The following is a 20,504-nucleotide window of genomic DNA, read 5'->3' on the forward strand; positions in this document are numbered from 1 at the left end:
ATCTCGTTCGTTGCTCGCATGCCGCGTCTGACGGCAATGCCCTAATTGTTCTGGTCGATCCCGCCATCGTGACCGCCACCCGTCCCCCGAAATCGGGTGAGCGTTTGGCAACGTGCGAGAAAGGTCTTGCTTGCCGGGCCCGCGAGCAGGGCAGCATGTACCACATTTGCCCGCCCGAGTGCCAAATCCAATTCATCGGTGGTCAGGACGCTGATAACGGGGAAATTCCCCGATTCCGTGCTGTTTTCCCGCCTTACGGCGGCCAGTTTGGCATTCAGCTTGCGGATTCCGTCCGGAGCGCCGTCTGTGGCGTGGATCAGGGCGATCGCCTGCCGCCCCTCGATCGCGCCTTCGACCTTGGAAAATCCCGAAATGACCTGACCGGCCTTCGCGATCATGGCGAGGGCTTCGGACACCCCCCGGACCATCATGCGCTCGACGTCGTCGGCCAGGGTTTTCGACACCTGGACGTCGCGCTTGAAACTGCGCGCGAACACGTTGCGCCGGGCGGCTTCCGCCACGGTGGCATGAGACAGCGAAACCCACAGTCCGCGTCCCGGCAGCTTGCGCTTCAGGTCGGGGACGGTTTCACCGGAGGGGGAGAGGACGAAGCGGATCAGGTCGTCGATCGGCGCAACTTGCCGCGTGACGGCGCACATCCGCTCGGTCCCGGATTTTGTCCGGGGTCCGTTGTCGAGATCTGCGTGATCAGCGATGGCAAGCATGCGCGGGTCATTTCCTTCAACTCTTGCGGAGCATGGTGTTGTCCGAAAGTCGCTTCATGGGTTTAGGCCTGCTTAAGCCGGGTTTTCTTCAGAGGCCGCCGCTTCTTCCGACGGCTTGGCAAGATCGGCTTCGCTGATCCAGCCGGCGACGACGCGCGCCTGCATGATCAGGGCTTCGGCGTCTTCGCGCGAAATTTCATTCGGGTCGAGGATGCCCGGATGCTTGGTGGTTTCGCCGTCCTTGCGCTCGACCCAGCCGACCAGATCGTCCGTGGCGCAGCCAGCCAGATCCTCAACGGTCTTGATGTCGTTCTCGCCGAACTTCACCAGCATCTTGGCGGTCACACCCGGTACGGTCGTCAAAGCGTCTTCCACGCCCAATTCCTTTCGCTTCGCTTCGAGTTCTGCCTCGAGCTGTTCAAGATATTCGCGGGCACGGCTTTGCAGCTCGTTGGCGGTTTCCTCGTCGAAACCTTCAATGCTGGTGAGTTCCCGTGGATCCACCAGCGCCAGATCTTCGACCGAACCGAAGCCTTCGGAGGCCAGCAACTGGCCGACAACTTCGTCGACGTTGAGGGCTTCCATGAAGACGCGGGTGGAATTCTCGAAGTCGGCCTGACGACGCTCCGATTCTTCCTGCTCGGTGAGAATGTCGATGTCCCAGCCGGTCAGCTGCGAAGCGAGACGCACGTTCTGCCCGCGCCGTCCGATCGCAAGGGACAATTGGGTATCCGGAACCACAACTTCAATGCGTTCGCGGTCTTCATCGATGACGACTTTCGCGACTTCTGCGGGCGCCAGCGCGTTGACGACGAAGGTCGCGATGTCCGGCGACCACGGAATGATGTCGATCTTTTCGCCCTGCAGTTCGTTCACCACGGCCTGCACGCGCGAGCCGCGCATACCGACGCAGGCGCCAACCGGATCGACCGAGGAATCGCGGGAAATCACGCCGATTTTCGCGCGCGAACCCGGATCGCGGGCCACGGCCTTGATCTCGACGATGCCGTCATAGATTTCAGGAACTTCCTGCGCGAACAGCTTCGCCATGAACTGCGGATGAGTGCGGGACAGGAAAATCTGCGGTCCGCGGGTTTCGCGGCGGACATCGAAGATATAGGAGCGCACGCGGTCGCCGTTGCGGAACACTTCGCGCGGCAGCATTTCGTCGCGGCGGACAATGGCTTCGCCGCGGCCCAGATCGACAATGACGCTGCCGTATTCGACGCGCTTGACCACGCCGTTGACGATCTCGCCGATGCGGTCCTTGAATTCCTGATACTGCCGGTCACGCTCGGCCTCGCGCACCTTCTGCACGATGACCTGCTTGGCGCTTTGTGCGGCGATGCGGCCGTATTCCAGCGGCGGCAGCGTGTCGGCGATGGTGTCGCCGATCTGCGCGCCGGGGTTGGCGCGCTGCGCGTCCTTCAGCGAAATCTGATTGGAGGAATTTTCGACCTGCTCGACCACCAGCATGTGGCGCGACAGCCGCAATTCGCCCTTCTTGGCGTCGATTTCGGCGTGAACGTCGGTCTCGGAGCCGTAGCGGGCGCGGGCCGCCTTGGCGATGGCGTCCTCCATCGCTGCGATCACGATTGAGCGGTCGATCGACTTTTCTCGCGCGACGGCGTCGGCGATCTGCAGCAGTTCGAGTTTATTGGCGCTGACAGCGGCCATGGCTCAGTCTCCTTCGTGGGGATCGGATATGCCTGCGCGCTTTTTCTTCTCGGCGGCGAGGCGATGTTCCTTGGTGTTCTTAGGCGCGGCTTTCGGCTTTGGTTTGGGCTTGAAACTTTTTGAAATAGGAAGTTCGGCGCGTGCCTTCTTCGCGTGCTCGGGCGGAGGCGGCTCGATGCCGAGGTCTTCACGGATCTCGCGGGCCGCCGATTTCCCCCGGCGCATGGATTCCGCGATCAACTCGTCGGTCAGAACAAGATTTGCACTGGCGATGTCTTCCATCGTCAGCAGCACGTCTGGATCCTGATCGGCCCGAACGTCGTCGCGAATAATTCTGATGCCGTCGCCCTCGACGCCATTGAGTTTGCCGCGAAACCGCTTGCGGCCTTCGTGGGCCACAGCCATCTCGATCTTCACCAGATGGCCGGCGTAGCGCTCGAAATCGGTACGCCGCACCAGCGGCCGGTCGATGCCGGGCGATGAAATTTCCAGCCGATAGGCGCGCTGGATCGGATCGGCGATGTCCATGACCGGCGACAGCGCCTTCGAGATCGCTTCGCAATCCTCGATCAGCATGGTGCCGTCGGGCCGCTCCGCCATGATCTGCACCGTACAACCGGCGTCGCCCGACACCTTGATCCGCACCAGCCGGTAGCCCATGCCCTGCAGCACCGGAGTGGCGACCGCGGAAACGCGCGCGGCCACGCCTGGCTCGACCACGAGGCGCGGTTCGGCGAGCAGTTCGGCGTCTACGGCAACGTCGGTTGGGTCGGTCATGTCGAGGATCAAGAGTGCTCTTAATCGTTTAACGCCCGCCGCGGCATGCAGTGCGGGCCATCAGGTAATAAAAAAGAGCGGGTCCCGGGGGGCCCACTCTCCTACGTGTGCGTATGAGAATTTATCAGTTGCGGCGGATATAGACGTTTTCGGCCTGTGCGGCAAGGGCTTCCCGCAGATCGGCGAGTGGGATGGAACTGGCTTTGCGGCCGCTAGAGCGCCAATTTGTTGAAAGGGCGCAGGATCTTGCAGCCAAATTGCGGTATTTCGGACACCTCTGCGTAACCTTGTCTCTGCCTCGGACAAGCCAGGCATTCGCGGCTAACTGTTGATTCACTCGTCATACCTACTGTCCCGGAAGCTCCTGGGCGGAGCGCGCCGCCTGCCGGTGAACCGCCGCGCCAGCGGTGACAGAGATACGCATGGCCGCTGCCTTTTCGCTAATTCCGGAACTCGATGAGATCGTCAAGAACGGCACCGCTGAGAAGCGGGCGGAGGCGATCGAGCGCATTTCAGGCCTGTTTCTGCAAGGCGCCGCGCATTTCGAAACCCAGCATGTCGCGCTGTTCGACGACATTCTGGTCGGACTGGTGCCGGCAACCGAAATCGAGACGCGCGTGGAGCTTGCGGAGCGGTTGTCCAAACTGGACAACGCGCCGCCGACGCTGGTGAAGCAACTGGCGCGCGAAAGCGAAATCAGCATCGCCGGTCCGATTCTAAGCCGCTCGCCGCTGCTCGACGATCCCACCCTGGTCGATATCGCGCGCGGAAAGGGCCAGGAACATCTGGCGGCGATTTCCGGCCGGCCGACGCTTTCACCGTCCGTGACCGACGTGATCGTGCGCCGCGGCGACCGCGAAGTGGTGCGCAGCGTGGCGGCCAACGCCGGCGCGCAATTTTCCGAATTTGGCTATTCCGGATTGGTCAAGCGCGCGACCGACGACGGAATGCTGGCGCTGACTGTCGGGCAACGCGAGGATCTTCCGACTGCGACGCTCAAGCAACTGCTGGCGAAGTCGGTCGATCTCGTTCGCCGCCGCCTGTTCGACATGGCGAAGCCGAAACAGAAGGCGGCGATCAATCAGGCGATGATCGAGCTGTCCGGTGCGCCGAAGTCGCAGCCGCAGACACGAGATTTCGAGCCGGCCCAGCGCGCCATCCTGGCGCTGCATCAGGCAGGTGAACTGGATGAAGCCGCACTGCTCGGGTTTGCAAAACAGCACAAGTACGAGGAATCGGTCGCCGCGCTCGCCGCGCTGACCGGCATGCGGATCTCGGTGGTCCACCAGCTGGTGCTGGGCGATCGTTACGACCCCGTCCTCCTGCTCGGAAAATCGATCGGGCTGGAATGGGCCACGGTGCGCGCGCTCGTGGTGTTGCGTCTCGGCCCGGGCCGTGTGCCGTCCGGTCCCGACATTGAGGAAGCGCGCATCAACTACGATCGGCTGTCACCGGCGACCGCGCAGCGCGTGCTCACCTTCTGGCGGCTGCGCGACAAGGGCAAGCCGGCTTAGGACATGACCCCGAAAAGCATGTCGTTGGGCTCGACCCGAGGGTGGGAACCGGTTTTCGGAAAAGATCATGCCCAGGAATGAGCGGCACGCAATTTAACCGGGCTGAATCGCGCTAAGAGTTCGTTCGCTTGAAAATCAGATAGGCGGCCTTGCGCCCCTCGCGGTCGGCCTTCCGGCCGTAACGCGTCATCGTGTAATGCGGCCACGGCATGCGCCAGTCGTCAGCCCGCTCCGCTATCCATGCGAAGTCCTTCGATCGCTGCATATGCATCAATGTCCACGAGCAGTAGTCGTCGATGTCGCTGACAAAGCGAAACTCGCCGGCGGGATCGATGATGCGCGACATCTGGCCGATCGTCGCATCCTGCACGAAGCGGCGCTTCCAGTGTCGCCGCTTCGGCCACGGATCGGGATGAATGAGGTCGATGCGCTTGAAGCTCGACGTTGGCGCCCATGCAAGAAGCTCGGCGGCATCGCCCGCAAACAGCCGGATGTTCGGGATGTTGTGCGCTTCGATCTGCGACAGGATTTTGGCCATGCCGTTGACGTAAGGTTCGCAGCCGATGAAGCCGGTCTGCGGAAACGCGAGCGCTTCCGCTATCAGATGCTCGCCGCCGCCGAATCCGATTTCAAGCCGCAGCTCGTTGACGGGCGTGTCAAACAGCGAGCCTGGATCGGATGCGTCGGCGCTGTCGAGATCCAGTGCCAGTCGCGGCAGCAGATGTTCGATCAGGTCGGACTGATGATGGCGGAGCTTGTGTCCCTTGCGCCGTCCGAAAAACGAGCCGTGGCCGTGGTCGTTACCTTGCTGACCTGATGAAGCGATGTCGTCCGCTGACTTGGTCATCTACAGGCCCTGACGATCCGTCGGATGGTGTCTGTGTGAAATCTGGAATCGATCTAAGCCGCGCACCGCGACGTCTGCGCTGCCAGTGAGCGGCTGTGCTTGCGAACTTAACTGGGGTCGGATTGCTCGCGCGCCGCCATCTGTTCGACGAGTTCGACGATGCTGCGCCGAAGCTTGGCGTCAGTGATCCGCGTGAATGCGCGGGTGAGCGCCAGCCCTTCGGAGGTGGCGAGAAAATCCGAAACGTAGGCAGGCGACTGTGCCTCGCTCAATCCCGCGAGTGCATTCGGGCCGGCCGGTCCGCCCTCGAACAGAAACGAGACCGGCACTTGAAGAATATCGGAAATCTGCTGCAGACGGCTCGCACCGATGCGGTTGGTGCCCTTCTCGTATTTCTGAACCTGCTGGAATGTCAGGCCGAGCGCTTCGCCGAGTTTTTCCTGGCTCATGCCGAGCATGATGCGGCGCATGCGCACGCGGCTGCCGACATACTTGTCAACGGGATTTGGGGCCTTGGTCGTCATCTCAAGCTCCACGCCACCGGCATACTGAATACAACCAACCGAACCGAAATGCGGCGTTTTAACCGGCATACGCTGCCGACCGCGGGATCGTCAAACATTAGTCATGCACTTGCTGAAGAATTTAGGTTACGGCGGCGCTCTGTCGCCGGTTCCTTCATGCAGATACGTGCTGTCGCCCGGTGAAGGTACGTTCGCTTCAGGGCTTTTGTTTCACGCGCCGGCGAATAACGATAACGGTCGACAATGCTACCGCCAGTGCTGCGGGAATATCCCGAACCCGCGAGAAAAGCGGCGCAGGTACGGGTTTTGGCAAGGCTGAATCGAGCACGCCCTCGGCGCCAAGTTCCAGCTGCGCAATGATGCGGCCGAGCGGATCGATCACGGCGGAGATGCCGGTGTTCGCGGAGCGGACCAAGGGAAGCCCCTCCTCGACAGCCCGCAATCGCGCCTGCTGCAGGTGTTGGTAGGGGCCGGTCGAGATTCCGAACCACCCGTCGTTGGTCAGGTTGACGATCCAGCCGGGGCGGTCGTCGCCCGACACAAGGTCGCCCGGAAAGATCGCTTCATAACAAATCAGCGGCAGCATGCGGGGCGCATTCGGTATCGTCATGGTCCGCCGCCGGTCGCCCGGAATGAAGCCGCCGCGCACCTTGGTAATCTGGACGAAGCCGAGTTTTTCCATCGCCGACTGGAATGGAAGATACTCACCGAACGGCACGAGATGCAGCTTGTCGTACATCGACAGGATCGTTCCGTCGTGATCAATGACGTAGATCGAATTATAGGCGCGCGTGACCTGCGTTCCGGCGGGCTGGTCGGGCGGGCGGATCGCGCCGGTGACCAGCACGGTCCCTTGCGGCAACAGGTTGGCGATCTGCGCCATCGCCTCGGCTTCGCGCGTCAAGAAAAACGGAAACGCGGACTCGGGCCAGATCAGGATGGTGGCGTCGCGGACACCGCTCGACTGCGGTCCGGTCGCGCGGTCCGACAGCGACAGATACTTGTCCATCACCATCTGCCGGGCTGAATAATTGAACTTCACGTCCTGCTGCAGGTTCGGCTGCATCAGGCGCAGCTTGACCTTGTCGACGAACTGCGTCGGGTGGCTGGCAAGGCGTAGCGCGCCATAGATGCCCATCGCACAAAGAAGGAGAAGAGAGGCGATGAGCGCAATCCAGGGGCGTCGCGTGACGACACGGTCGTCAGCCAGCACGGCGGGGCTTGCGAACACAACGACCGCGATGAATGTCAAACCCCACAGCCCGACCAGCGAGGCGCTCTGCGCCAGCGCGAGCGGCTCGGTCAGTGCGTAGCCGAAAGCATTCCAGGGGAAGCCGGTCAGGACATGTCCGCGCAACCACTCGCTGGCCGTGAGCGCGCTGGCGAGGCTGAGAATACGAAATGCGTCCGGCGTCCAGATCAGGCGCGCCAGCGCAAAGCCGAAGGCCATGAACAGCGCGAGTCCCGCGGGCAGGCCCATCACCGCGAACGGAAGCAGCCACGCAAACGTCTCGGCATCGACGAGAAATGCGTAGCCGACCCAATAGAGTCCCGCGAGGAAGTAGCCGAAACCGAACCACCATCCGCTGAGCGCCGCAGCCGGAATGCCGCCGAGCCGTCCGGCGCCCGCGCCGTCGATCAGCCAGACCGCCACCGGGATCGTCAGAAACAGGATCGGCCATGCGTTGAACGGCGCCATCGCCAGCGCCGACAACGCGCCCGCGACCAGCGCGATCATCGCGCGCTTCCATCCCCACGACAGGATGATGCCGGCGATAAGAGCGCGGAAGGATGTCATCGGCTGCCGGCGCCGTCGCTGGATGGCGCCGGATTGGCTGGATCGCCGGACTGAGCCTGCGCGGCATCGTTCGCCGCCTCGCGGCGGCGCAATTCCCGGTGGCGCAGGTTGGAGCGGTCCTTGTGCGTCCCGATGCGCACACGCTTGACGCGGCGCGGATCGGCGTCGAGCACTTCGATCTCGAACTCCCCCGGCCCGGAAATGATTTCACCACGCACCGGCAGGCGGCCGACCTGCGTCACCAGATAGCCGCCGAGCGTATCGACCTCTTCACCCGCTTCACCGGTGTCGAATTCCTCGCCGACCACGGATTGCACATCCTCAAGGCTGGCGCGCGCGTCGGCGATAAACGATCCGTCGGACTGCCGCACCACGGACGCCGGCTCGTCGCTGTCGTGCTCGTCATCGATTTCGCCGACCACCAGTTCGACAATGTCCTCGATCGAGACCAGGCCGTCGGTTCCGCCATACTCATCGACCACCAGCGCGAGATGGATGCGGGTTGCCTGCATCTGCGCCAGCAGATCGATGGCGGGCATCGAGGGCGGAACATAGATCAGCTTGCGCATAATGTCGGCGCTGGAGAGCGGCATGCGCAGATCGACCGAGCGCAGATCGAGGCCCGCTGGGAACGGCTTCTTGCGCTTGGCGTTGACCTCGTCCGCGACCTTCGCCTTCGACGTCATGAACGCAAGCAGGTCGCGGATATGGACGAAGCCTTCCGGGTCGTCGAGCGTGTCATTATAAACCACGAGTCGCGAATGGGCGGCGCTTTCGAACAAACTCATCAACTCGCCGAGCGAGATATCCCGTTTGACCGCGACGATGTCGCCGCGCGGCACCATGACGTCGGCGATGCGCCGTTCGTGCAGCCCCAGGATGTTGCGCAGCATGGTGCGCTCGACCGTGGTGAAGCTGGTTTCGTCAGGGGTGGTGGCGTCGAGGACAACCTGGAGGTCGGCGCGCGCGGAGCCTGCCTTCCATCCAAACAGCGTACGTAGCGCGCGCATCAACCACAGTTCGGACGACGGGCGCAGCACCTCGCCTTGTTGCACAGGGACCGGCAGATTGCCCGATGGTTGCGGATCGGGGCGATCGTCGGATTTTTCGGCAAGAGAGTCGGGCACTTATTTCACCTGGTCGTCGTGCGCGTAAGGATCGGGAATCCCGAGCTGCGCAAGAATGTCCCGCTCGAGACCTTCCATGATCTCGGCATCGTCGTCGTTTTCGTGATCGTAGCCTATCAGATGCAGGAAGCCGTGCACCGCCAGATGGCTGAGGTGGTGATCGAACGGCTTGTGCTCGGTGTCGGCCTCGCTGCGCGTGGTCTCGTAGGCAATGGCGATGTCACCGAGCATCCGCGGCGCATCTCCGTCGGGCGCGCGCTCCGGCTGCAGCGCCGGAAACGACAGGACGTTCGTGGGCTTGTCGATGCCCCGCCAGTTCTTGTTGAGGGTACGAATTCCGGCATCGTCGGTCAGCATGACCGCGATCTCGGCGTCGCCGGTGTCGGCATCGACCATGGAAGCCGCCGTTTCGATGGCGCGGTGGATGATGGTTTCCGCGCCGCTCTCACGGACCCAGCAGTCAGCCGTCACAAGCACTTCGGTCGCGGGAATGTCGGCGGACGTCATGTCGGTAATCTTGGTTGCAACTGTCGATCAACTCGGTTGGCCATCATCGATGCATCAGGGCTTGCCAGTGCCGGGCTGCTTCGGCGCGCCTTCGTAGGCGGCGACGATCCGCGCCACGAGTTCATGGCGGATCACGTCCTGAGCGGTGAATTTCACCTGTGTGATGCCTTCGACCCCGTCAAGCAGCTTGGCTGCTTCCGCGAGTCCCGATGGCTGGCCGTTGGGCAGATCGACCTGGCTCGGATCGCCGGTGATGATCATGCGGCTGTTCTCGCCAAGCCGCGTCAGGAACATTTTCATCTGCATCGACGTGGTGTTCTGCGCCTCGTCGAGAATGATCGCCGCGTTGGTCAGGGTGCGGCCACGCATGAACGCCAGCGGCGCGATTTCGATCTCACCGCTTTGCAGGCCGCGCTCGACGATCCGTGAATCCATCAGGTCGTACAGCGCATCGTAGATCGGCCTCAAATAAGGATCGACCTTTTCGCGCATGTCGCCCGGCAGAAACCCGAGGCGTTCTCCGGCCTCAACCGCAGGGCGCGACAGGATGATGCGATCGACTTCCTTGCGCTCAAACAACTGGCAGGCCTGCGCCACGGCGAGCCATGTTTTGCCGGTGCCGGCGGGGCCGATGCCGAACACCAGTTCATGACGCTTCAGCGCGCGGATGTAGGCATCCTGCGCTGCGGTTCGTGCGCGCACCGGGCGCTTGCGTAGATTGATTTCCTCGAACTGCGATTTCGCTGTCTTCGGATCGAACTCGAACAGCGAGCCTTGGGCAATGACGGCGCGGATTGCGCCTTCGACATCGCCCTGCGCGATATCCTGGCTGCGCACCGCCTGCTCGTAGAGCATTTCGAGCACCCGCCGTGCAGCGTCGCAGCCGTCGCGCGATCCGGCGATGGTGATGTGATTGCCGCGCGAGTCGGCGACCACGCCGAGCCGGCGTTCGATCAAAGCGAGATTTTGTCCGTAGGGACCGACCAGGGCGGAGGCCGCGCCATTATCGTCAAAGGCAACGACGATCTGGGCTTCGTGCGGGGTCTGAACGTCGTGCTTGCGGCTGGGGGCGAGTGTCGGCGAATCCGATGCGCTTTTTGGCAAGGGTTCAGGCTCCGGTGGTCATAGCGGGCGGGGAAGTATTGGCGGGCTGGGAAAATGACGCGACGTGCGCGGGATCGGCAAGCGCGCCGATCAAGCTATAGCGTTCGAGGCTGTCGATGGTGACAGGGAGCACCTGGCCGATGATGTCGGGCGAGGCCATGACGTGGGCAGGTTGCAGGTAGGCGGTACGTCCGACGATCTGACCCGGGTTGCGCGCGGCGCGCTCGAACAGCACATCGACCGTCTTGCCGATCGCCGCCGCATTGAAAGCGGCCTGCTGGCTATCGATCAACTCCTGAAGCCGCGCCAATCGCTCGTCCATCACCGTGGTCGTGACCGTCTCCTGCATGTCCGCGGCCGGTGTTCCGGGGCGGGGGGAATACTTGAACGAATAGGCGCCAGCGTAGCTGATTTGGCGGACCAGCGCGAGTGTTGCCGAAAAGTCTTCCGCGGTTTCACCGGGAAATCCGACGATAAAATCTGATGAAAATGCAATGTCTTCGCGCACCTTGCGGAACCGCTCGACGGTGCGGGCATAATCGGCGGCGGTATGTTTGCGGTTCATCGCCTCCAGAATGCGGTCGGAGCCGGATTGCACCGGCAGGTGCACGAACGGCATCACGGCGGGAATGTCGCGGTGGGCCTCGATCAGCGCGTCATCGACGTCGCGGGGATGGCTGGTCGAGTAACGCAGCCGAACGATGCCGGGAATGTCGGCGAGACGATACAGCAGCCGGCCGAGCGACCATGGCTTGCCGTCGTCACCGTCGCCGTGAAATGCGTTGACGTTCTGGCCGATCAGCGTGATCTCGCGCACACCGTTGTCGGCGAGGCGCTGCACGTCATCGATGATGCGCGCAACCGGACGCGACATTTCCATCCCGCGCGTATAAGGCACCACGCAGAAGGTGCAGAATTTGTCGCAACCTTCCTGCACGGTGACGAAAGAGGAGATGCCACGCGCGCGGATCACCGCCGGTTTCGGATCGGGCAGTGATGCGAATTTGTCTTCGACCGGGAATTCGGTCTCGATGGCGCGGCCATCGGTCTTCGCCTTCGCGAGCAGTTGCGGAAGATGATGATAGCTCTGCGGGCCGACCACGATGTCGACGGCGCGTTCGCGTCGAATGATCTCGCTGCCCTCCGCCTGCGCGACGCAGCCTGCAACCGCGATCCGCATCTCGCGGCCGTTGCGGGCAGCCTCGTCCTTGACGGTGCGCAGGCGTCCGAGTTCCGAGTAAACCTTTTCGGACGCCTTTTCGCGGATGTGACAGGTGTTGAGGATCACGAGGTCCGCGTCATCGACGCTGACCGTTTCAACGAATCCCTCAGGCGCCAGCGTATCCACCATGCGTTGTGCATCGTAGACATTCATCTGACAGCCGTATGACTTGATGTGCACCTTGCGCGGCGTGGTCATCGAAATCCTGAATGGCGGCGCTTCAGGCCGCTCTCTGGCGCTTCAAATATAGATAAAGGACCACGAAATCCAGCGATGGGGTCACTCCCGGATCGCTCGAAAAAACGCCTATCTTGTTGTTTAGACGTGATTTTTCCGAAAGTCGTGTATTCACGGGTTGGCGGCGCGCGCCCTTAAACGACGGCTATTTCATCGCGATTGAGGCTTTGTGCAATCAGGGCGGGTAACGCCCGCATGTCGTCGATGACGATGTTGGCGCCCGCCGCACGCAACCGGTCTGCGTCGCCGGGCCGACAGTGAGCGCCGCCGGTAAATCCGATGACGGTCATTTTCGCGGCGCGGGCAGCGGTGACGCCGGGCACGCTGTCCTCGACCACGACGCATCGCGCCGGCGGCGTATTCATCTGCGCGGCGGCAAACAGAAACAGATCCGGCGCTGGCTTGCCGCGCTCGACCTGCATCGCGGAGAACAGATGCGGCGCAAAGCGGTCGAGCAGTCCGGTGGTGCCGAGGCTGCTGCGAATTCGAGTCGGTGTGCCGGATGACGCCACGCAGATGCGCTGGGACAATCTGCCGAGCGTATCGGCGATGTATGGAACAGGCTGGAGCTGCTCGCCGAACACGCGGTCAATCGTAGCTCTCAATTGCGCTGTATAGGCGTCGGGAAAGGCGCGGCCGAGTTCGGTCTCGACTTCCAGTCTTGCCTCACGCGCTGAACGCCCGAGGAAACGATCGTGCACCTGCTCGGCGGAGATTGCGTAGCCGTGCTGCGTCAGCACGTCGGCGTGAACCACGCAGGCCAGCGCCTCGCTGTCGACGAGCACGCCGTCGCAATCGAAGATGATAAGGTCGTAGAGAGAGGAAGTGCTCAAGTCTTGTCGTCGTCCCGAGTCTTTTCGTCCAATGGCACGCAGTAAAGCTCGAGCCGGTGATCGACCAGCTTGTAGCCCAGCTTGCGCGCGATCTCGGTCTGAAGTTTCTCGATCTCCTCGGAGGTGAACTCGATCACCTTGCCGTCGCGCAGATTGATGAGATGGTCGTGATGGCTTTCGGGCACCTGCTCGTAGCGGGCGCGGCCCTCGCGGAAATCGTGACGCTCGATAATGCCGGCGTCTTCGAACAGCTTCACAGTGCGGTAGACCGTCGAGATCGAGATCTTGTCATCGACCGCGACGCAGCGCCGATAGAGTTCCTCGACGTCGGGATGGTCCATGGCTTCCGCCAGCACGCGCGCGATAACGCGGCGCTGCTCGGTCATGCGCATGCCCGCCGCAGCGCAGCGTTTCTCGATATCCGTATGTTTGCCTGTCGGCATGGATTTGAGGGACGTCATAACGCGAGGTTCCGATGGGTAGAGCCGTGTTTTGCCACCGCAGGGAGCTTACAACAAGTCTCGTTGCATCACCACCGCATTCAATTGTTCGCCGCTTGCGTCCTTGTAATACCGTTCGCGGCGGCCAACGACGCGGAATCCGGCGCGTTCATAAAGCGCGCGGGCAGGGCGGTTGTTTTCCTCGACTTCGAGAAAAACGGTTTTCAAGCCGAGTCCAGCGAGATGTCCAAGATGCGTACGCAGCAGGTCACGTGAAAAGCCGTGGCCGCGATGCTTTTGTGCAACTGCGACAGAGAGGATTTCCGCTTCGTCTGCCGCAGTGCGCGACACGATAAAGCCGATGGTCGATCCGCCAAGCCGCAGCCGATGTGCAAGCGCATTGCGCTCGATCAGAATCTGCTCGAATTCTTCCGTACCCCAGCCGCGATGAAACGAGGCGCGGTGCAGTTGCGACAGCCGCGGCGCATCGCGCAGGTTCGCGGGCTCGACCGTGGCATCGGGCCGCTTGAAGAGTTGTGGCAGAAGTCCGGTGAGAAATGCAGGAAAGCGCGGCATGCTTAAGACCGCGCGTCCGGCATAGAGAAGCCGGCCTTCGGCTTGGCGTCGGGTAGGCGCAAATAGAAGGGCTTGGGCGGCGATGCATCCGGTTCGGTCGCGGCTCCGATCCATGCGACCCACGCGATGTCCGGGCCAGGTTTGGGATCGACCAGAGAAGGCGCGGGCACGTTGCGCGGCCAGCGATCCGCAAGGATGCGCGCGGCATTGCCGACCATGCGCAGCGCACCGAAACGTGACGCCGTGAAGGTGTCCTCGATCGGCACGACGGCCGGCCGCATCAAGGCTGAACCGTTGCCTGCGACGACCTGAAAGTAAACATGGTCGTGTCGCGCGTCGATCGCGGCGATGATCGGCTGCTCGCCTTGTTCGGCGACCAGCGGCGCGACATAGGCCGACAGGGTGGTGAGACCGATCACCGGCTTGTCGGCGGCAAGGCCAATGCCGCGCGCCGCCGAGATGCCGACACGCAATCCCGTAAAGCTGCCGGGCCCGGTGGTGACGGCGACGCGATCGAGGTCGAGATAACGCTGGCCGGAAGCATTCATGACGCGCGCGATCAGCGGCATCAGCGCCTCGGCGTGGCCGCGCTTCATTTCCAGCGTTTCGTGCGCGATCATGGTCCGCGCGCTGGCATCCAGCACGGCGGCGGCGCAGTAGTCCAGCGCGGTATCTATGGCAAGAACGATCATGGGGTGGTTGTAACACTGATGGCAGCAGAAGAAACGTTGTCATGGCCGGGCTTGTCCCGGCCATCCACGTCTTAACTGCTTTGAGCTCACTCAAAAACGTGGATGGCCGGGACAAGCCCGGCCATGACGTCTTTACATCGACTGATTAAGCCGGCCGATTACATCGGCCGGACTTCGACCACGTCCGGAATGAAGTGCTTCAGCAGATTCTGGATGCCGTGCTTCAGCGTCGCGGTCGATGACGGACAGCCGGCGCAGGAGCCCTTCATGTCGAGATAGACGATACCGTCCTTGAAGCCGCGGAAGGTGATGTCGCCGCCGTCACTGGCGACCGCCGGGCGAATCCGCGTCTCGAGCAGGTCCTTGATGACTGCGACCGTCTCGGTGTCAGCCTCGCTGAAGAATTCCTCGGCATGCGGCGCGTCGCCGTCTGCGACCTGGCCGTCGGCGAGCAGCGGCGCGCCGGACATATAGTGTTCCATGATGACGCCAAGGATCGCCGGCTTGAGGTGCTGCCAGTCGCTGTCGTCCTTGGTGACGGTCACGAAATCGGAGCCGTAGAACACCCCGGTGACGCCCGGCACGGCGAACAGCCGTTCGGCCAGCGGCGAGCGGGTGGCGGAGTCGCGGTCGGTGAATTCCATGGTCCCGGTGTCGAGCACGGCACGGCCGGGAATGAACTTCAGGGTCGCGGGATTGGGTGTCGCTTCGGTCTGGATAAACATTGAAATCTCCGGCGCATCGCCGGTTCAAGGCCGGCGCGAACGGGTTAAGTGAGGGGGTCCCTATAGCACAGATAGCGGCTGAAAAAGCCCGATCAAGGGTGCGTGGCGGGTGTTCGCGGCCTTTATGACAGCGCGTCGAGGTCGATGTCGCTGAGATTCCCGGGCACCACGGTGATCGGGATCGGGAAGGTTCCGGCAGATTTTGCCAGCAGGGTGATAATCGGGCCCGGCCCCTCCGCGCCTGCGCTCGCCGCCAGAACGAGCATCGCAATGTCGACGTCCTTGTCGATGACGTCGAGAATCTGCTCGCCGGGATCGCCTTCGCGGATCACGCGTTCCGGTGTGATGGCCGCGATGCCGTTGGCGCGGCCCGAGGCGCGGTCGAGCGCCGCATTGGCAATCTCCTCGGCCTCCGCGCGCATGATGTCAGCCACGCCAAGCCATTGCTGATTACGGTCGCCGGTGTCGATGACACGCAGCATCACTACGCCGCCGCCGACACGGACCGCCCAGCGGCTTGCATAATACACCGCGCGGTCGCCCTCCGCGGTGTCGTCAACGACGACCAGACATTTCGGTTTGTGGCCTTGCTCGTAGCTTCGTCGCTGGCTGCTCATGCATGTCCCGGATGATGAACCGGCGTCATGCTGCCACGCGCGAGGGCGCGCCGACAAGGCGAGAAGAGACTTGACGGAACTTGATTCGCGCCTTCGCGGCATCCGTCCCGCGATGACTTCACATCGATGGTGAGCGAGACTACTTCTTGCGGATCAAGCCGACGATGTCCTTCACCGCGTTCATGGTCTCAGAGGCGATGACGCGGGCGCGATCCGCGCCGTCGATCAGTACCGCGTCCACGTAGGCGGTATCTTGCGTCAGTTTCTTCATCTCCGCGCCAATCGGCCCGAGCTTGGAAACCGCAAGATCGACCAGCGTCGACTTGAAGCCCGAGAACTGTCCGCCGCCGAATTCTCGCAGCACATCCGGTCGGGGCTGTCCCGACAATGCAGCATAGATGCCGACCAGATTGTCGGCTTCGGGACGGTTCTTCAGGCCCTCTTCCTCGCTCGGCAACGGCTCCGGATCGGTTTTTGCCTTGCGGACTTTTTGCGCAATGCTGTCGGCGTCGTCGGTGAGGTTGATGCGCGAATAATCGGAGGGATCCGACTTCGACATTTTCTTGGTGCCGTCACGCAGCGACATCACGCGCGTGGCGGGGCCGGTGATCAGCGGCTCAGGCATCGGGAAGAATTTTTCGCCGAAATTGTGCGCGCGGATCGAGTCAGAAAAGTCGTTGTTGAATTTTTGCGCGATGTCGCGCGCCAGCTCCAGATGCTGCTTCTGGTCTTCACCAACCGGCACATGGGTCGCGCGATAGACGAGAATGTCCGCAGCCATCAGGTTCGGATAGGCGTAGAGGCCGACCGATGCGTTCTCGCGGTCCTTGCCGGCCTTCTCCTTGAACTGGGTCATGCGGTTCAGCCAGCCGAGCCGCGCCACGCAGTTGAACACCCAGGCGAGTTCAGCGTGTTCGGAAACCTGGCTCTGGTTGAACACGATGTGCTTCTTCGGATCGATGCCGCTGGCGATGAAGGCCGCGGTGACCTCGCGAATCGTGCGCGTCAGTTCGGCGGGATCCTGCCAGACGGTAATGGCATGCAGGTCCACCACGCAATAGATGCAGTTATGGGTGTCCTGGAGTTTGACGAAGTTGACGATAGCGCCGAGATAGTTGCCGAGGTGCAGATTGCCCGTCGGCTGGACGCCCGAAAAAACCAGTTCTTTTGCAGCCATTTTTACTCGTTCCTGTGCCGCCGCCCGGCAGCCGTCCTTTGAATGCGCGTCTTTATAGCGTTTTCGAGCGAAGTGGATACCGGTTCGCGTAAAGAAAACGCGTCAAAATAGCCGAGCCGTGCGAGCGCTACCCGCGCAAGCCGCCATCGCGCAAATTGCTGATGGCTTCGCCCCAGCTCACCACGCCGAACAGGTCCAGCAGCAGGCCGTAGAACGAAACGCCGGCCGCCACCAGCCCGCCGAGAATGGTGATCTGGGCCGCAAAGCCTGCCGTGGCTGTCACCGGCGACACGAAGGATTCGGCAAGGAAAAGCATCGCGCCCATCGCCGCGGCACACATCGCAATGCGCGGCAGCCGCCGCCGCGCGGTGGCATCGATGGAAAAGCCGAAGGTCGCCGCACCGCGCCAGGCCAGCACGGCGGCGCAGAACCATGCACCGAGCGAGATGCTGGCAGCGACGCCGCTCGCGCCATAGGCGTGCCCGAAGAACAGTCCGCAGACCACCGCAGTTGCGATACCGAGCAGCGTTGCAGCCAGCGGAGTCTTGGTGTCCTCGCGCGCGAAGAACGCCGGTGCCAGCACCTTGACCAGAACGTGGGCGGGCAGGCCAAGAGCGAGAATCGAGAGCGCCTGCGCGGTGGCAACGGTGTCCGCCGGCGTGAATGCACCACGCTCGAACAGCACGCGGATGATCGGTTCACTAAGCAGGATCAGGCCGAGCGTCGCCGGCAAGACCAGCGCGGTCGCGAGTTCGGCCCCGCGGGATTCGGCCTGCATCAAAGCTTTCCGATCACCGCTGCGGATAGCGCGGGTGAGTTCCGGCACCAGCACCGTGCCCATCGCCACGCCGACCATGCCGAGCGGCAATTCGATCAGGCGGTTGGCGAAATAGAGCCACGACACCGCAGCGGGCGTGCTTGAAGCGATGATGGCGCCGGCGACGATCAGGAATTGCGGTCCGGCATTGGCCACCATGCCGGGGATACCCTTGCGCAGAAATCCGCGAATTTGCGGGTCAAATGAAATCCGTATCGGCGTGGCGATGCCGTCGCGCCACGGCCTGCGCTGAATCAGGATCAGCATTTGCAGACATCCGGCGACGCCGACTGCGCCCGCGATCACGGTGGCCGAGAACAGCGGGTCGCGCCGCCAGACCAGCAGCACGACCAGTACGACGATCATGGTGACGTTGAACAGCACCGGCGAGAACGCGGTGAGCATGAAACGGTGTTCGGCGTTCAGGACACCGATCATCACGATGGAGGGACCGACAAACGCGAAATAGGGCATCATCAGCCGTGCGTCGTCGATGGCGAACTGCAGCGTTTCACGGCCGACGAATCCCGGCGCAAGCACCGTGATGACGAGCGGCATCAGCAGGGTCAGCACCAGCGCGATGCCGATCAGAATGAGACTGACGCTGCCGAGCACGCGTCCCGCGAAGGCCGCTGCGGCGACCGCGCCTTCGGATTCCCGCACGCGCAGATAATGCGGCACCAGCGCCGCGTTCAGCGCGCCCTCGGTGAAGGAGCGGCGCGTTACGTTGATGAACTGGAAGGCGACCAGAAATGCGTCCGCGATCGGACCTGCGCCGAGCAGCGCCGCGATCAGGGCATCGCGGATGAACCCCAGCGTGCGCGACGCCAGCGTTCCGGTCGATACGGTGAGGATGTGACGGATCATCGAACTATTCTGCGGATCACATGCTTGCTGGCGGGCGCATTGTCGTGATAGGTCGCCGGACCTTCATGGCCCCATGAATTATCAGCTTTTGCCGGTTCCGGCCCCCGCCCAGCAGGATTATCATTAATGACCGCAGCGACATACGACGTTCTCGGGATCGGCAACGCCATCTTCGATATTCTGGTGCAGACCGACGATGCCTTTCTCGGCCAGCACGGCATGGCCAAGGGCTCGATGTCGCTGATCGACGAGGCGCGCGCCGCCGCGATCTACGCGGCGATGGGTCCGGCCATCGAGATGTCGGGCGGCTCGGCCGCGAACACGATTTTCGGCGTGGCCGGTTTTGGCGCGAAGGCTGCGTATGTCGGCAAGGTCAAGGACGACCAGATCGGCCGCATGTACAGCCACGACATCCGCGCGGCGAACGTCGCGTTCACGACGGCGGCTGCGACGGACGGCCCGGCGACCGGATGCTCTTATATCCTGGTGACGCCGGACGGTGAGCGCACCATGAACACCTATCTCGGCGCGGCGCAGGACCTGTCGCCCGCCGACATCGATCCGGCGCAGATCGCGGCATCTTCGATTGTCTATCTGGAAGGCTACCTGTGGGATCCGGCCAATGCGAAAGAGGCATTTCTCAAGGCCTCGAAAATCGCTCACGACAACAAGCGCAGCGTGGCGCTGACGCTGTCGGACGCCTTTTGCGTCGGCCGTTACCGCGACGAATTCCTAGATCTGATCCGAACCAAAACGGTCGATCTGGTGTTCGCCAACGAGGCTGAATTGACTTCGCTCTATCAGACCGACGATTTCGACAAGGCGCTGGCGCAATTGCGCAACGATGCGGAGCTCGCTGTCGTCACCCGCAGCGAAAAGGGCTGCGTGGTTGCTGCGAAAGACAAGGTCACGCCGGTCCCGGCATTCCCCGTGAAACAGGTGGTGGACACCACTGGTGCTGGCGACCTGTTCGCCGCCGGATTTCTGTTCGGCATCGTGCGCGGTCTCAGCCATGAGCAGTGCGGAAAGCTCGGGGCGCTCGCCGCCGCTGAGGTGATCCAGCATATCGGCGCGCGGCCGCAGGCGTCGCTGAAGGCGCTGGCGCAGGCAGCGGGCCTGCCGGTCTAGACCGGCCGATCACCATGGCCGGGACCGCATCGATGCGCCAATCGTTCACGATTGGGTGAGCTTCCGTTAACCGCGATGGTTCTTGAAGCCCCCGTCCCCGCATCCATATGGGGGATGACACTTTTGGGCTGGAACCATTTGCCCGCCACGGTCGTTGGAATTTTCCGCGCTGTGCGGGCAACGAATAGTTATGTGCAGGAGTACCGCGCACGGCGCGGCGGAAGGACACCATGATTACGACCTGGAGCGAATGGAAACGTTATCCGAAGGCCGTGCGGGGCGAGAGGCTGGAAGCGCCGATCGGGCCGGGGATCTTCGAGGTCAGGCACGCATCGTCCGGTGCGCTGTTCGCATTCGAGGCTGCCGACAACATCGCTCACGCGCTGTCGTCGATTACCTCGGGACCCAAATCATTCACCTCGTGGTTCGGCAAGCGCGATCCGGTGACGTCGCTCGATCTGGAGTACCGCACCTTCGCAACGTCGACCCGCGAGGAGGCCAAGGTTGCCGCAGAGCGCATGCTTGGCCGACGGGAAACCTATTTGAGCCACGTGGCCTGATTAAGAACTGCGG

The 20,504-nt window shown here is 62.7% G+C and carries 21 protein-coding genes; 3 read left to right on the top strand and 18 right to left on the bottom strand.

From position 1 onward, the window contains the following. Positions 1-41: 41 nt before the first annotated feature. The 3 genes from HNQ36_RS10585 to rimP form a co-directional block, all read right to left on the bottom strand. Positions 42-725 carry an RNA-binding protein gene (locus tag HNQ36_RS10585; RefSeq protein ID WP_184084588.1) on the bottom strand — a complete coding sequence of 228 codons (684 nt, stop codon included), beginning with the start codon at positions 723-725 and terminating at the stop codon, positions 42-44. Positions 726-797: 72 nt separating this feature from the next. Next, positions 798-2,402: a transcription termination factor NusA gene (gene nusA / locus HNQ36_RS10590; protein WP_046828307.1), complete on the bottom strand. Its 1,605-nt coding sequence runs from the start codon at positions 2,400-2,402 to the stop codon at positions 798-800. A gap of 3 nt (positions 2,403-2,405) precedes the next feature. After that, complete coding sequence (gene rimP / locus HNQ36_RS10595) at positions 2,406-3,179, bottom strand: ribosome maturation factor RimP (protein ID WP_184084591.1); 774 nt, start codon at positions 3,177-3,179, stop codon at positions 2,406-2,408. A 422-nt stretch (positions 3,180-3,601) separates the two neighbouring features. On the opposite strand from rimP, the gene HNQ36_RS10600 reads away from it, so the two are divergent. Next, complete coding sequence (locus HNQ36_RS10600) at positions 3,602-4,693, top strand: DUF2336 domain-containing protein (protein ID WP_184084594.1); 1,092 nt, start codon at positions 3,602-3,604, stop codon at positions 4,691-4,693. 112 nt (positions 4,694-4,805) lie between these two features. Here HNQ36_RS10600 and HNQ36_RS10605 read toward each other — a convergent pair whose 3' ends face one another. The 15 genes from HNQ36_RS10605 to murJ all read right to left on the bottom strand — a co-directional run bounded on the left by HNQ36_RS10605 (position 4,806) and on the right by murJ (position 18,803). After that, positions 4,806-5,540 (bottom strand): tRNA (guanine(46)-N(7))-methyltransferase TrmB, encoded by a 735-nt coding sequence (locus tag HNQ36_RS10605; protein WP_184084596.1) that lies wholly within the window; start codon positions 5,538-5,540, stop codon positions 4,806-4,808. Positions 5,541-5,647: 107 nt separating this feature from the next. Continuing rightward, the gene (locus HNQ36_RS10610; RefSeq protein WP_024575669.1) at positions 5,648-6,064 is read right to left on the bottom strand and encodes a helix-turn-helix domain-containing protein; all 417 of its coding nucleotides are present in this window, start codon (positions 6,062-6,064) and stop codon (positions 5,648-5,650) included. A gap of 196 nt (positions 6,065-6,260) precedes the next feature. Further along, the gene (gene lnt, locus HNQ36_RS10615; RefSeq protein WP_184084599.1) at positions 6,261-7,862 is read right to left on the bottom strand and encodes an apolipoprotein N-acyltransferase; all 1,602 of its coding nucleotides are present in this window, start codon (positions 7,860-7,862) and stop codon (positions 6,261-6,263) included. Beyond that, positions 7,859-8,989, bottom strand: a complete 1,131-nt coding sequence (locus HNQ36_RS10620) for a transporter associated domain-containing protein (RefSeq protein ID WP_184084602.1) — start codon at positions 8,987-8,989, stop codon at positions 7,859-7,861. The genes lnt and HNQ36_RS10620 overlap by 4 nt, the downstream gene beginning before the upstream one ends. Further along, positions 8,990-9,496, bottom strand: coding sequence for an rRNA maturation RNase YbeY (ybeY, locus tag HNQ36_RS10625; protein WP_184084605.1), 507 nt, complete (start codon positions 9,494-9,496; stop codon positions 8,990-8,992). It lies immediately after the preceding gene. A gap of 54 nt (positions 9,497-9,550) precedes the next feature. Next, a complete protein-coding gene (locus HNQ36_RS10630) occupies positions 9,551-10,600 on the bottom strand; it encodes a PhoH family protein (RefSeq protein ID WP_184084608.1) in 1,050 nt (349 codons plus the stop codon). Between the two features lie 4 nt (positions 10,601-10,604). Beyond that, entirely contained in the window at positions 10,605-12,020 is a 1,416-nt protein-coding gene (gene miaB, locus HNQ36_RS10635; RefSeq protein WP_184084611.1) for a tRNA (N6-isopentenyl adenosine(37)-C2)-methylthiotransferase MiaB, read from the bottom strand. A 173-nt stretch (positions 12,021-12,193) separates the two neighbouring features. Then, positions 12,194-12,892, bottom strand: coding sequence for an HAD family hydrolase (locus HNQ36_RS10640; RefSeq protein WP_184084614.1), 699 nt, complete (start codon positions 12,890-12,892; stop codon positions 12,194-12,196). After that, positions 12,889-13,353, bottom strand: a complete 465-nt coding sequence (locus tag HNQ36_RS10645; RefSeq protein WP_184084617.1) for a Fur family transcriptional regulator — start codon at positions 13,351-13,353, stop codon at positions 12,889-12,891. The genes HNQ36_RS10640 and HNQ36_RS10645 overlap by 4 nt, the downstream gene beginning before the upstream one ends. A gap of 48 nt (positions 13,354-13,401) precedes the next feature. Then, a complete protein-coding gene (gene rimI, locus HNQ36_RS10650) occupies positions 13,402-13,908 on the bottom strand; it encodes a ribosomal protein S18-alanine N-acetyltransferase (protein WP_184084620.1) in 507 nt (168 codons plus the stop codon). Between the two features lie 2 nt (positions 13,909-13,910). After that, positions 13,911-14,600 carry a tRNA (adenosine(37)-N6)-threonylcarbamoyltransferase complex dimerization subunit type 1 TsaB gene (tsaB, locus tag HNQ36_RS10655; protein ID WP_184084623.1) on the bottom strand — a complete coding sequence of 230 codons (690 nt, stop codon included), beginning with the start codon at positions 14,598-14,600 and terminating at the stop codon, positions 13,911-13,913. Positions 14,601-14,758: 158 nt separating this feature from the next. Beyond that, entirely contained in the window at positions 14,759-15,325 is a 567-nt protein-coding gene (locus HNQ36_RS10660) for a NifU family protein (RefSeq protein ID WP_184084626.1), read from the bottom strand. A 122-nt stretch (positions 15,326-15,447) separates the two neighbouring features. Next, on the bottom strand, positions 15,448-15,942 hold the full coding sequence (locus HNQ36_RS10665) for a universal stress protein (protein WP_184084629.1): 495 nt from the start codon (positions 15,940-15,942) through the stop codon (positions 15,448-15,450). 139 nt (positions 15,943-16,081) lie between these two features. Next, positions 16,082-17,119, bottom strand: a complete 1,038-nt coding sequence (gene trpS / locus HNQ36_RS10670; RefSeq protein WP_184084632.1) for a tryptophan--tRNA ligase — start codon at positions 17,117-17,119, stop codon at positions 16,082-16,084. 127 nt (positions 17,120-17,246) lie between these two features. Then, on the bottom strand, positions 17,247-18,803 hold the full coding sequence (gene murJ / locus HNQ36_RS10675) for a murein biosynthesis integral membrane protein MurJ (RefSeq protein WP_184084635.1): 1,557 nt from the start codon (positions 18,801-18,803) through the stop codon (positions 17,247-17,249). 126 nt (positions 18,804-18,929) lie between these two features. Here murJ and HNQ36_RS10680 point away from each other — a divergent pair, with 126 nt between their 5' ends. Both HNQ36_RS10680 and HNQ36_RS10685 read left to right on the top strand, forming a co-directional pair. Further along, positions 18,930-19,931 carry an adenosine kinase gene (locus HNQ36_RS10680; RefSeq protein WP_184084638.1) on the top strand — a complete coding sequence of 334 codons (1,002 nt, stop codon included), beginning with the start codon at positions 18,930-18,932 and terminating at the stop codon, positions 19,929-19,931. 230 nt (positions 19,932-20,161) lie between these two features. Beyond that, on the top strand, positions 20,162-20,491 hold the full coding sequence (locus tag HNQ36_RS10685) for a hypothetical protein (protein WP_184084641.1): 330 nt from the start codon (positions 20,162-20,164) through the stop codon (positions 20,489-20,491). The last annotated feature ends 13 nt before the right edge of the window (positions 20,492-20,504 follow it).

This window comes from Afipia massiliensis, from assembly GCF_014203115.1.
GTDB lineage: Bacteria > Pseudomonadota > Alphaproteobacteria > Rhizobiales > Xanthobacteraceae > Afipia > Afipia massiliensis.

Bases quoted from the DNA above. Each gene is read 5' to 3' on its own strand.
- nusA (WP_046828307.1), bottom strand. From the start codon at position 2,402: ATGGCCGCTGTCAGCGCCAATAAACTCGAACTGCTGCAGATCGCCGAC.
- rimI (WP_184084620.1), bottom strand. From the start codon at position 13,908: ATGCCGCGCTTTCCTGCATTTCTCACCGGACTTCTGCCACAACTCTTC.
- HNQ36_RS10600 (WP_184084594.1), top strand. From the start codon at position 3,602: ATGGCCGCTGCCTTTTCGCTAATTCCGGAACTCGATGAGATCGTCAAG.
- lnt (WP_184084599.1), bottom strand. From the start codon at position 7,862: ATGACATCCTTCCGCGCTCTTATCGCCGGCATCATCCTGTCGTGGGGA.
- ybeY (WP_184084605.1), bottom strand. From the start codon at position 9,496: ATGACGTCCGCCGACATTCCCGCGACCGAAGTGCTTGTGACGGCTGAC.
- HNQ36_RS10585 (WP_184084588.1), bottom strand. From the start codon at position 725: ATGCTTGCCATCGCTGATCACGCAGATCTCGACAACGGACCCCGGACA.
- HNQ36_RS10605 (WP_184084596.1), bottom strand. From the start codon at position 5,540: ATGACCAAGTCAGCGGACGACATCGCTTCATCAGGTCAGCAAGGTAAC.
- HNQ36_RS10645 (WP_184084617.1), bottom strand. From the start codon at position 13,353: ATGACGTCCCTCAAATCCATGCCGACAGGCAAACATACGGATATCGAG.
- tsaB (WP_184084623.1), bottom strand. From the start codon at position 14,600: ATGATCGTTCTTGCCATAGATACCGCGCTGGACTACTGCGCCGCCGCC.
- HNQ36_RS10685 (WP_184084641.1), top strand. From the start codon at position 20,162: ATGATTACGACCTGGAGCGAATGGAAACGTTATCCGAAGGCCGTGCGG.
- HNQ36_RS10665 (WP_184084629.1), bottom strand. From the start codon at position 15,942: ATGAGCAGCCAGCGACGAAGCTACGAGCAAGGCCACAAACCGAAATGT.
- HNQ36_RS10610 (WP_024575669.1), bottom strand. From the start codon at position 6,064: ATGACGACCAAGGCCCCAAATCCCGTTGACAAGTATGTCGGCAGCCGC.
- rimP (WP_184084591.1), bottom strand. From the start codon at position 3,179: ATGACCGACCCAACCGACGTTGCCGTAGACGCCGAACTGCTCGCCGAA.
- HNQ36_RS10680 (WP_184084638.1), top strand. From the start codon at position 18,930: ATGACCGCAGCGACATACGACGTTCTCGGGATCGGCAACGCCATCTTC.
- murJ (WP_184084635.1), bottom strand. From the start codon at position 18,803: ATGATCCGTCACATCCTCACCGTATCGACCGGAACGCTGGCGTCGCGC.
- trpS (WP_184084632.1), bottom strand. From the start codon at position 17,119: ATGGCTGCAAAAGAACTGGTTTTTTCGGGCGTCCAGCCGACGGGCAAT.
- HNQ36_RS10660 (WP_184084626.1), bottom strand. From the start codon at position 15,325: ATGTTTATCCAGACCGAAGCGACACCCAATCCCGCGACCCTGAAGTTC.
- miaB (WP_184084611.1), bottom strand. From the start codon at position 12,020: ATGACCACGCCGCGCAAGGTGCACATCAAGTCATACGGCTGTCAGATG.